This window comes from Shewanella sp. CAL98-MNA-CIBAN-0140, from assembly GCF_040309905.1.
Classification (GTDB): Bacteria; Pseudomonadota; Gammaproteobacteria; order Enterobacterales; family Shewanellaceae; genus Shewanella; species Shewanella psychromarinicola.
The window spans coordinates 140,235-152,561 of the sequence record NZ_JBEOPI010000003.1; the positions used below are offsets into that span (position 1 = coordinate 140,235).

Here is a 12,327-nt window from a genome sequence, read left to right on the forward strand (position 1 = left end):
TTTACTAGCTAATAAAAAAGCCCCTAAAAGGGGCTTTTTAAATCAAGCTTAGATTAAAGTGTTACGTTGTGAATACGGGCTTTTTCTTTGATGTAAGAAATATAGCTCTTAGCACTACGTTCAGTCTTTTCATCTTTTGCGGCAAGTAGTGCACGCTGATAAGCAGACTTGTACTTTTTAAGGCTTAAGTATGATAAAGCTAACTCAAATTGAGCTTCGCCAGGATTATCAATGCCTGCATCAAGTGCTTTTTTAAGCACAGGAATGGCATCTAGATACTTTTGGTCTAAAGAAAGGATGCGACCTTGTTTTAAAAACAAATCACCCTCGTTGTTAACAGCAGCTGCTTTACCATAATAGTAAGCGGCTTCTTTTAACTCTTTAGCATTATGATAAAAACCAGCAAGTGTTGAAAAACTCTTCTCGTTTTCAGCAATAAGGCCTGACTTCATGTGCTTTTCAAAAATCGTAGCAGCTTTATAAGGCGCGCCTTTTTGAGCTAACAATTGAGTCAAACGAGTAATGTTACTGTCTGTCTCTAAAAAGCCATTCTTGTATGCCAAATCGTATGTTGCGAGTGATTTATCATAGTTTTCAGTCATCAAGTAAAATTGAGCCAACTGAACCCAGAGACGTTTATCGTCTTGGAACAACGGCACCATAGTTTCTAATACTTTTACGGCTTCATTGTACTTTTTCTGGTTAAAGTAAGCAGTTAACTTCATCTGATACAGACCTTTATCAGGTGTTTCAGATAAAGATAATCCCTTATCAGCAACTTGAAGCACTTTATTCCATTCTTTTAACTCAGTGTGGGCAATACCAATTCTGCGATACATTTGCGCATCAGAGTTACAGGTAAAGTCCATCCACTTATAATAATATGGAATTGCTTCTTTAAACTTTTTTTCTTGTAGTAACAAATCAGCATACAAACGCATTGTTGCAGCATGATCGGTACCACCAAGAATGTCAGCATCTACAGCAGTCTTTAAAAACTTGATAGCTGTTTTCATCTGACCTTTTTCAGCATAGAAGTTACCTAACATACGATCGACATACGCTTTGTCGAAATCGTTTCTAGCATTAGCTTCAAGCAAAATTGCAATTGCTTCGTCTAAATTACCTTCTGTATACGCTTTAAAAGATTTTTGAACTTTTTTTGCAGCGCTATCGCCCACAGCACGAGATTGACGGGTGTCAATTTCACACTTTTCAGCAGCAACTACAGAGTTAGACAGCAATGCACTTCCACAGACTGAAAGTAATAACACTGTAGCGATACTAGTAACTTTACGCATTATCTACCTCCCTTTCTCTAGTGTGAAGTCAAGCTGTACTTTCATACCTGTTTGTTTTAATGGCTTACCATCAACAATCTTTGGCTTGTATTTCCATTTTTTCAATGCACGAATTGCTTCACGATCGAATAAACGTCTAGGTTCAGCCTTGATAATAGAAACATCATCGACACCACCGAGTTCGTTGATTGTAAAGCTAAGTTGAACCCAACCCTCTTTACCATCACGAGCAGCAGCAATCGGATACTGAGGCTCAATACGAACAATAGGGGTAGCATCACCATCGCGGGTCATCATGTTACCGAGTTTAAAACCAGTACTGGGCCCACCAGATTCTATACCACCCATATTGAACGCCATATTGGTATCAATATTAGATGATGTATCAGGCGGAGTAGTATCCGGCTTAGGCGGCTGCTCCGGTGGTGGAGGTGGCTTAGGTGTAACCCTTGGTTTTTTCTGTGCCTTCGAATCCTGTTTATCCATCGTAATTTCAATAACAGGGGTTTCCTCTGAGTCAGCGTTGCGTTGTGCACCACCACCGACCAGAAAAGCCATGAAAGCAAACAGCCCAAAAGTCACTGCAGCACCAATGATTATTGATACGAGTGCTCTTAGCATATTAGTCATTCCCCGCTGATACTGAAATTTTGTCAATACCGGCCGCTTTAACGTTATCAAGTACTTTAACGACTAAACCATGTAAAGAGTCTTTGTCTGCTTGAATCAATACAGCTGCTTCAGGTGCTTCAGCTAACATACGCTCTACGTTAGCCGTTACACGTTCGATATCAACCTGACGGTTTTCCATCATAATGACACCATTTTTGCTGATGCCAATAAAGATGTTTGCCGATGGTTTAGACGTAGCCTGTGACGCTTTCGGCTTGTTGTAGTCTAAGCCTGATGGCTTAACAAACGATGTTGTTACAATGAAGAAAATCAGCATGATAAACACGATGTCTAGCATCGGAGTCATATCAATTTGCGCTTCCTCTTCCATAGTGGAATGCTTCTTACGTGCCATGTTCAATCTCTCTCTAATGGTGAGGCATGCTGTCTTTTAGCTTTTCTAAACTGATTCTCATTTTTGAGTCTAAACGCGTGCTAAAGAACACACCCGATAGCGCCGCAACCATTCCTGCCATTGTCGGCATTGTAGCCATAGAGATACCAGCAGCCATTAAACGAGCATTACTCGTCCCCTGAATTGCCATCACATCGAATACTGAAATCATACCGGTTACAGTACCTAATAAACCAATCATTGGACAAATGGCTACTAAGGTTTTGATTAACAGCATACGTGCATTCAAATCTTGTCTCGCTTGGGATATCCAAGCTTCACGGATACGGTGAGCATGCCAAGAAGTTGTCTCTTCTCTTGCTTCCCAAGAGGCTATCACGGCTTGATGTTGTTTTGGTGATATCCAATTTAGATACCAATAACGCTCAAGCATTAACACCCACATCAGGAATAGCACTGCTGCAACCAACCAGAGGACATCGCCTCCCGAGGCCATGAAGCCCCTGACGGAATCCCATACGTCCATCAGGATTAGCATCATTAGTCAGCCCTCTTCTCAGCATGTTCTGCAATAATACCAGCACTTTGCTCTTCAAGAATTTGAACGATAGACTTACTACGAGCAACTACGATTGCGTGTAACAGCATTAGAGGCAATGCAGCAATAAGACCTTGAACAGTAGTAATAAGCGCCATAGAAATACCACCAGCCATCAATTTAGGGTCACCAGTACCGAATAATTGAATAGATTGGAAGGTTGCGATCATACCGGTAACCGTACCCAATAGACCCATCATAGGAGCAATAGCCGCAATCACTTTGATAATTGAAATACGCGCTTCTAAAGCGGGTGTTTCTTTTAAGATAGCTTCATCAAGTTTGAGTTCAAGCGTTTCAACATCAACGTCTTTATTCGATTGATATACTTTTAAGATACGGCCTAGAGGATTGTTGCCAGGGTTTTCGATGCTCTTACGCTGACGATTAACTTTACCGCCAACAAGAGTCAGAGTCACTAAACGCTCAACAGCAATTAACGCACCGATTGCTAACAAGGTAAGAATGATATAACCAATAGTACCACCGGCTTCTAAACGATCTTCTATACTAGCTTTATTAGTAAAGATGTTTAATAACACGCCGCGGGCCGGATCGATATAAAAAGGAGCGACACCTGAAGTGGTGTTCTCCCACGAATCAACAGCGCTCACTTGGTAGCCTTCAGGCTGCTGTGATAATTGCTGAATTAAACCAAGATCAGGTTTGTAAACAACATATTTACCTTCGGCCGTTAAGTTAAAAGGACCGACGCGGTGAATAGCAGTATTCACTACGCTACCGTCAATGGCCGTAACATCACCATCGAATTTAACAACTTTACCTGACTCAACCATTTCAAATAATTGTGCTTCCCAAAATTGCTCTAACTCTTCAATTTTAGGCAGTGATTTACGTGCACCTAGTTCAGCAATAAAAGTATCGCGACCAGGGTACTGAGCACTGATGTTAGACGCGGCTAGCTTACCAGAAAAATCACCGGCTTCGCCTTTAACAACACCAAACATCTCACCCAAGTCACCTTGAGCAGTTTTTAAGTCTTCTTCTAACTGAGCAATTTTACGCTCGTTATCTAAGAAGGCTTGGTTTAAATCTTTACCGCGTTGCTTTTCAGCAGATAAAGCATCTTTTTCACGTTTAAGCAATGCGGCTTTATCACCACGCTCAGCCTGAAACTCTTTTTCACGCTTAACGTTTGACTTACCTTCGCTAGCTCGGTCTGCTTTAACTTGTTGTAACAATTGGTCGATAGTTTTTGGTGCATCTGCAGCATAAACCATACCAGCTGTTAAAGAGAAAGTTGCAGCCAGTAGCACTGATGTAATTAACTTCTTCATTATTGTGCAGTCTCCGCAGCAGGAATTGGTAATGCGAATAGGTCTAATGCGCCTTGCTTACGAGCAATACGAATACCTTTCGTGATGTCGCGTAGATAGCTGTCTTCTAACTTATTCCAGGTTTTCGCATCAGCATCATACATCCATGCTATTTTCTGATCTAAACTCTGGGCATAGAGAGCAACACGGCCTAAATTAAAGAAATCAACTAAGACTTCTTTGCCGTCTAGGTCTAGCTTACCTGTATGAACTGCAACAAAATTACCATACTCACGCTCAATGCTATAAGCATCAAGTATTAGACGATATTTCTCTGCCAATGTAACTTCTGCGGTATTAAGAATATCTTTTAGATTTTCAACTCGGTTATGACGAACTTCCGAATTAAAAGGTAAATCTAAATTAACAAACTGCTCTAAAGCATCGACCATTTTAAACATTAATGGCACAACACCCTGGCGAAGTTTATCTACGCCGTTGATATCAGTCTGAATTAAATCTAGTGAATTTTGTTGATCAGCTACTAAGCCCGCAACGTAATCATTGTATGATGTCAGTGATTCACGCTCATCAGCAACGTTGCTATACTCAAAAAGCATGTCTTGTGCTTGGTCGAAATATTTGTCGACTTTCTTTTGTGACGCAGCTGATGCAGCATTAAGACTGCTATCGGCTTTTTGAACCTCAGCGAGAGGGCCTGCAACAACGAAGTTGCTACCAGCTAAAGCCAGAGCGCCAACAAGTGCAGTAGCGATTTTTGTTCTATTGCTTACCTTGGACATAGTTCCCAACCAATTTGAAGTGAATTAAAAAGTTCAACTCTGCAAAATAACCTTGATCTAAAATTGTTAATCAATGTTACTTCAACTAAGTACGTCTTTTTCTTGTGATTGTTAGTTTTTCTTCCCTTTTCTACACCGGTTAAAGTGTAGACCCGCTGGCATCATTTCACAAAATGTCGACCTATGTCAACATTTACAAAGTTTAAAAACTACTGGAAAGAACAGTTAAAGCGGTCAATGTTGACGAAAGGTTAATAATCAAACGTCTTTAACATAAATGCGTGATAATTTAATGCTAATATAAAAAAATTATTTGTTTTCATTCAGTTAGTTACAAAAATACGGCAACACAACTTTACCTTCTATTTATCTACTTTCTAATTGATAAATAAATTTTGTAGCATGTAAATACCAACTTAAAACTTCATTTTGTTCACTTTTAAGTACTTTAAGTTCATTTAACATCATATTGTTTTGGTAGAGTTTATCGACAAAGAGTGCCAATTTAGATTCATCAAAAGAAGCATTGATCAATTCAGTTAATCGTAGTCTTAACGTTTCCATTTGTATTGTAATAAATTCAATAAATTGCATTTTTTTTGTAACAGGCCAAAATAATCCGGCCTTAAAAAATTCAGCCACAAAACGCATTAAATCAGAATCCTGGGCAGCGGCTTCATCGAAAACGACTAACAATTTAATCAAATGATTAATTTCTGTTCTAATATCTTCACATTTAGGGTCTTTCTTAATCCGCTCAACATCTTTTTGACTAGTGATATTGCCCATGGCATTGGCCATTTTAGTTAAACAATTAATCAGTAAATTAACTTCTTCTTTTTCTATTAAGGTTAAAATCTTTCTATTTCGGTTAAGGATCATTGAACGGCTATGATGAAAAACAATGGCAAACTGACCACCATCTTTTAACACTCTAGTCGCTTCTTCAAGTGACTTTTGAACGTTTGAATACTCAAAACCAAATTGAGATATATAAAGGTCAACAGAATTTGATTCAAAAGGGAGTTGTTCACAGCGAGTATTAGACATTAAGGCTATGTCGATTTTATGGCCGTTTTGATTTTCCGAGTTAACTAAACTGACTTCAGCTAAATCGACACCAATCACTTTACCGGTTAACTCACTGGTTAATAATCCGTCACGCAATAAAAGAGGTAAAGAGCCATTACCCGTGCCAACATCGACTACCAAAAAATCTTCATTTAGACCATTAAATATCGGTTGCCAAACACTTTTCAATATCCCTTCATAATTACCTGATATTGCCTCACCGAATGAAGTTGTGTGTCCTTGTTGCCAATATTCACTCCAGTGATTATTCATTTGATCTCCTCAATTAATCACAACATATTGCTAAATAAGCTCAACTCGAGATGGGAGATGAGGTAAATCGATAACAACGGGTTTATTTCAAGTCCACAATATCAAACTTGCCATTAGTTTTGCTAATAAGCCACATTTATGTGTTAATCGCGTGTCGATGACAAGTCAAAGCAACGCAGACCGCAGGACAAAGAGCGGTTTAATAATCGTTTATTATCCTAGCTGAGGTTTCATAATAGACTAAATAAAAAGGCTCCCGAAGGAGCCTTTCTTGTATCTAATTAATGAGCTATTAGAATTTAGAACTTAAGAGTATAACTTGCACGATATTCACGACCGTAGTTGTTATACAGATCAGCGTTATCGTATGTACCAAAAGAGCTCAACACTGGATCTTCATCTGTTAGGTTATTGATGCCTAACAGTAGTGAACCATAGTTACCCGCATCATACACATAACTTAGATTGTGGATTAACCAAGAATCTAAGTTACCTGTGTCATCATCTTCATAAGTAGAAGCTGTGTAGCTCATGTTCCAAGATACACGATGGTCACCCATGCTGTAGTTAGTGGTAAAGTTAGACTTATAGTCTGGTGAACCATTCCAACCAGCCGTATCAATCGCTTCACCGCCAGCTTCAACTTCTTCGATGTATTCTAGCACGAAGCTGTTGTTCCAGTTAAAGCCAATATCACCAATTGCTGTTTCAAACTTCGCGTTTAACGCGACATCTATACCAGTAATCTCTAACTTGTCAGTGTTACCGTAACCAGTACCAATTTCTAAAGCACGACCTAATGAACCATCCGTAGTTGGAGCACGGTTAACATAGAAAGTTTCATTTTCTTCCAGCGTACCCGCAGCAATACCACGCATTACGTTGGTGTTAGTACGTTGACTGATTACATCATCAATATTGAGGTTAAAGTAATCAACCTTAATACCGATGTCATCAATGATATCCCATGCTACACCAAAGTTGATGTATTCTGACGTTTCTGGACCTAGGGTATCGTTAGCACGAATGTAAGTATCGTACTGTTTTTCGCTACAATCGGCATCAGAAGTACCTGATTGTTGACAGAATGGATAATCTTTACCACTTTCAGCGCTGAATGTGGTTGCCGCATATAACTGATCTAATGCTGGAGCACGGAACGCTTCAGAGTACGACGCACGTACGACAACGTTTTCCAGTGCTTGCCAGCGAACAGAGGCCTTAGGCGCAAAGTTATTACCAAAATCACTGTAATCATCGTAGCGAGCCGCAAGGTTTAATTCAACGTCATCTGTTATCGGTAGAACCGCTTCATAGAACATTGCCCATACTTGACGATCGCCGCCTGCAGAGTTACCCGCGCTACCACCAATCAAGCCAGCTTCTGACTGAGCGTCATACACTTCACTATACTGTTGGTCAAAATATTCCATACCGACATAATGTGCAACGGCACCAGCAGGTAATTCAAACGCATCAAAACCAAGACCTGCACTGTACTGATCAAATGTGGCACGACCTTGAGTTAAGGTTGTAGCTTTCATATTATTGATGCCAGCTTCAGAACCTAAATCAATATCATTTGCTTGGTTATAAGCAAGACCGGCATAGCTTAAGTAGTACTCACCGATAGACTTGTTATCGGCGATATTGTGATGGTAGTAAACTTCCCACTCAGCATCGTTTAGTGCACTGATAGTACCGCGTAAACCGGTAAGGTAATCTTGGTTATAATCGTCTACGTTACCATCACGAGTACCAATACCAACCCAACGGAAGTAACCAGTAGTTTCCTCACCATATGGGTTATGCGGGTTGTCTGCAGCCATGCTATTCCAAGCTGCAGCTGGAGGCGCATAACGACCAAACGAGTTACCTTGAGTTACCATAACACGGCCAAACCATTCTACGTCTTCAGCAATTTCATAGTTAGCATCAACATAGACTGTATTACGCTCTGTAGAGGCTTTGTTATAAGAAACGTTAGCAAACGCATACATACAGTAAGTAGAACCAGCTCCACCCCAATCGTTGTCTGCTTTAACAGTTTGGAATACATTTGAACCGTATTCTGATTCTAAGTCATCACATAATAGTGATGCTTGAGTAGTAGAGAAATCAGGTGCCGCAACTGTTGCGCCATAGATACTCCAACCAGCAGTTTCTTCATAGGCTTGGATTTCACCATCACCATTGAAGTCTGTCATGCTTGCTGCCGTATATGGACGGTCTGCGTCAGAGATCCCTTTACGGTCTTGGTGGTCAAATGAGAAAGTAATGTTACCTTTGTCCATTTGATAACCAGCGACAACCGAGAATTCTTTACTTGTCAAACCACCGTCTTGGTCACGTGAGCCACCACCAACGTTGAATTCAATACCTTGATAGTTCTTTTTCATGATGATGTTAACAACACCAGCAATCGCGTCAGAACCATAAGTAGAAGATGCACCGTCAGTTAAAATTTCAATACGTTCTACTGCGGCCATTGGGATAGCGTTCAAGTTAGCAGATGCACCACCTAGCGTTGGTGAACCTGGGAAACGCTTACCATCGATAAGTACTAGGGTACGGCTTGAACCAGCACCACGTAAGTTAATCGTTGCTTGCGATTGTGCAGAACTACCTGAACGCTCAGAGAATGAACCGAAAGAGTTTAAGTTACTGTTACGAAGTGCGTCAGCAACTGTAAAGTTACCTTCCATCTTCATATCTTCCGTTGTAATTACGGTAACTGGCGAAGCGCCTTCAAGGTCAGAACGCTTAATACGTGAACCAGTTACCTCGATACGTTCTACTTTTGCGCCATCTTCAGCAGCAAAAGCTACTGGTGCAGCGAATGCAGTTGCAGTTGCAGCTACACCACCGATCAGTGCTAAGCGCACTGATTTAGCTAATACGTTCTTATGCATTGTCTATCTCCCTGGACTTTTATGTCTTTCTTATAATATTGACGACCATTTTAGGTGTCTATCGAATGAGGGGTTGCAACGAATTGACTACAAACACTCAATTGCAGGTGCAATAAAATCACATTTAATACAACTAATCAACATTTGAAACACCGTAAGCGCAAAAGTTAATCAAATGTAATGACTAAAGCTGTTAATAAATATGAACAGAGAGTTTTTTTTATCAATTTAAACAATAACTTGAAATAATGCATGTTCGAAGGAAATAAATACCCAAACCCAAATCAAAAACATAACATCATGTTTTGCTTTACGATTTATTCGAAATTGATATTTTTTTATCATTATGGCAAACATAAAAAATGTTAACGGTTCATAATAGGGATAAGTAGCAGTTGTTTAACATTTTTTATCGGGAGGGGATCTGTCATGACTTTAGATAGTCAGATTTCAGCTATCAAACGATGCTTACCCCCCTGTATTTAATAAATTGTTAATTAATACAAAGAAAATACAGCTCATTCTATCTCGCGCTAAAAGACATAAAGTAGAGGCTTAGGTCAGTAAACTTAAAGCAATATGAGTTGATTATTTACCAGTGAGTCAAAACTTTGTCCACACAGTTGCAAAATAGGCTCTGCGATGGGTTTAATTTGTTTACTAATGTAATATTCATAATCAATATTTTGTGGTTTTGCTTCAATGGCTTGGGCCCCAGTAAGAGTCATGATGTAGCGGATTTGTTGCCCTTTTCGAGTAACGTTGACGTCGCCTAAAATTTCACCAAGCTGTTTAGCCGCTTTTACATGGGGTGATGATTTAGCGGTATAATCTTCAACGTTGCGTCTTAAGCGCTTTTTAAAAATGAGTTCATCGTCTCTGGCACCATTGTTAATGGCCGCGATCTCATTGCTCAGGTAATCAATGATATCTTCACCTTTGAAAAACAGTTCATATAAATGATATTGCATCCTACGCGCTATCGGGCTCCAATCACTTCTCACCTGCTCCATGCCTTTAAACGTCAGCTTCAATTGCTGCTCATCATTGAACACCGCACCGACATAACGCTTTTTGCTGCCTTCATCTGAGCCCCTAAGCGTGGGCATAATAAACTGTTCAAAATGTGTTTCAAATTCAAGTTCAAGATAACTGCTTAATTGGTATTCTTGTGCGCACCAATCAAGCCAACGTTGAGTAATTGATACCGATAGGTGTTTACCGACAGCTTGAATATCTTTGATGCCATGATTATTCCCTAACCACACAAATGTGGAATCAGTATCACCATAAATCACCTGATAGCCGCATTCTTCTATCCATTGTTTGGTCAGTTTCATTATTTGATGACCGCGCATGGTAATAGAACTGGCTAATTTTGCATCATGAAATACGCAGCCTCGAGAGCCAAGCACGCCATACAATGAATTCATAATGATTTTTATCGCTTGCGATAAAGGGGCATTTTTATCACGTTTAGCCCGCTCTCTTTGTTCTGCAAGGCTGGCGACTAATGCTGGTAAGATGGGCTTGTCCCGGCTAAATTTAGCGCCTAAATAGCCATCCACGGCGGTGGTATCATTGTGTAAACTTGTCGCATGTAACCCTTCGACTAAGCCTTTAGGATCGATAAGGAATGTTCTGATAATCGACGGATACAGGCTTTTAAAGTCTAATACTAAGACATCTTTATAATAACCAGGGATAGAGGACATCACATAGCCGCCAGGGCTTTCTAAACCCTCACTTGCGGGGAATGCTGGTGCCACAAAGCCACTTCGATGTAAGTGTGGTAGATATAAATGATAAAATGCCGCAATCGATGCGCCAACGCGGCCAAACTCCAAGCCGGTTAACTTAGCGCGTTCAAGTGCAAAATCTAATAGCTGGGTTTTTTCAAAAATATCCCACACTAAGCGACAATCAGTCATGTTATAAAAAGCCAGTGCATTTTTATCTTGCTCAAACAAATGAGTAATTTGTTGACCACGATTTTCAACATGGTCAATGGCTTTACCTTCAGCCAATAATTGCCGCGAAACCGTCTCTAACGAAAAGCTATCAAATTGATAAAACGCGGCTTTAAGCCAATCAATACCATCTAAGACTACACGCCCAGGTAGAGATAATGTCTCAGGTCGATATTTGTCGGCCACTTTCCAACTCAGTTCGCTATTACCTCGGCCTATGATTAATGGAATTTGATGTAAAACACAGCGTTTGAACAACAAGGCTAAATCAAAGGTCACCACAGCCCAGCCGATAATAATATCGGGATCATAGTCGCTAAACCACGCAATTAATCGATGGATAAGTTCAACTTCATCCTTAACCCAAATGATAAAGTCATGACACTCTGGTTGTGGTTCGCCCACCATAAACACGCATTGATAATCGGCACCATACAAACCAACCGAATAGAGTTCGCCGGCAAAACTGCACTCAAAATCCAACGAAATCATCTTCAACGGTATCGAGGCAAGTGGGTTTGTGGGCATTTTTCTGACACGATTAATCGATAACACTGGAATGGTTGAAGCGGGATTAACCTCTTGATAATGCCCTATGCATTCAATATCTAAGGCGATAAAACGCTCAATAAGGTAGCGTTGCTCAGGCCTTATATCGGCTTCAAATAAACTAATATCGACATCATTAGCAATGCGACTGAGTAATTTTAATTGCGTATTTGACTTAAGATACAAGGCACTAATGGGCTCATGGGCAAAGCTCATCAGTGATATCGATTGCGCTTTAAGCGCAAAACCGACGGTGTTAATTAATTGATTGACGTCTTGTTGACGGCAAAAACATATCACCTCACTGTGATAAAGTTCTGCTAAGACAGGACCCTGAGCGGTTTTGATATAATACTGGAGGACTAATTGCCCATGACGATAAATAGCATGGCGAGTTAATACTTGTCCCATCACATTGGTATAAGTAGGTTGATGATTTGTCGGCTTCACTACGGGTTTGAATTCCTGCACAAGTTTACTCAATTTGATTTATTACTTCGTGGCATGCTAATTCACTGTTATTATGTACAGCATAATTCAGTCTAT

At 40.1% G+C, this 12,327-nt stretch carries 9 protein-coding genes; all 9 read right to left on the reverse strand.

Annotated features, from left to right (window positions below; all coding sequences use genetic code 11):
- Nucleotides 1-53 precede the first annotated feature (53 nt).
- A complete protein-coding gene (locus tag AAEY93_RS02820; RefSeq protein WP_101030296.1) occupies nucleotides 54-1,301 on the reverse strand; it encodes a tetratricopeptide repeat protein in 1,248 nt (415 codons plus the stop codon).
- A 3-nt stretch (nucleotides 1,302-1,304) separates the two neighbouring features.
- On the reverse strand, nucleotides 1,305-1,922 hold the full coding sequence (locus tag AAEY93_RS02825) for an energy transducer TonB (RefSeq protein ID WP_101030295.1): 618 nt from the start codon (nucleotides 1,920-1,922) through the stop codon (nucleotides 1,305-1,307).
- A 1-nt stretch (nucleotide 1,923) separates the two neighbouring features.
- Nucleotides 1,924-2,328 carry an ExbD/TolR family protein gene (locus AAEY93_RS02830; protein WP_101030294.1) on the reverse strand — a complete coding sequence of 135 codons (405 nt, stop codon included), beginning with the start codon at nucleotides 2,326-2,328 and terminating at the stop codon, nucleotides 1,924-1,926.
- 13 nt (nucleotides 2,329-2,341) lie between these two features.
- A complete protein-coding gene (locus AAEY93_RS02835) occupies nucleotides 2,342-2,869 on the reverse strand; it encodes a MotA/TolQ/ExbB proton channel family protein (RefSeq protein ID WP_101030293.1) in 528 nt (175 codons plus the stop codon).
- Entirely contained in the window at nucleotides 2,869-4,224 is a 1,356-nt protein-coding gene (locus AAEY93_RS02840; RefSeq protein ID WP_101030292.1) for a MotA/TolQ/ExbB proton channel family protein, read from the reverse strand. The genes AAEY93_RS02835 and AAEY93_RS02840 overlap by 1 nt, the downstream gene beginning before the upstream one ends.
- On the reverse strand, nucleotides 4,224-5,006 hold the full coding sequence (locus AAEY93_RS02845; protein WP_101030291.1) for a DUF3450 domain-containing protein: 783 nt from the start codon (nucleotides 5,004-5,006) through the stop codon (nucleotides 4,224-4,226). Before AAEY93_RS02845 ends, AAEY93_RS02840 begins: the two co-directional genes overlap by 1 nt.
- 366 nt (nucleotides 5,007-5,372) lie before the next feature.
- Nucleotides 5,373-6,350: a class I SAM-dependent methyltransferase gene (locus tag AAEY93_RS02850; protein ID WP_351074847.1), complete on the reverse strand. Its 978-nt coding sequence runs from the start codon at nucleotides 6,348-6,350 to the stop codon at nucleotides 5,373-5,375.
- A gap of 299 nt (nucleotides 6,351-6,649) precedes the next feature.
- On the reverse strand, nucleotides 6,650-9,262 hold the full coding sequence (locus AAEY93_RS02855) for a TonB-dependent receptor domain-containing protein (protein ID WP_101030289.1): 2,613 nt from the start codon (nucleotides 9,260-9,262) through the stop codon (nucleotides 6,650-6,652).
- 569 nt (nucleotides 9,263-9,831) lie between these two features.
- Nucleotides 9,832-12,231, reverse strand: coding sequence for a DNA polymerase II (locus AAEY93_RS02860; RefSeq protein ID WP_502959546.1), 2,400 nt, complete (start codon nucleotides 12,229-12,231; stop codon nucleotides 9,832-9,834).
- Nucleotides 12,232-12,327: the final 96 nt, after the last annotated feature.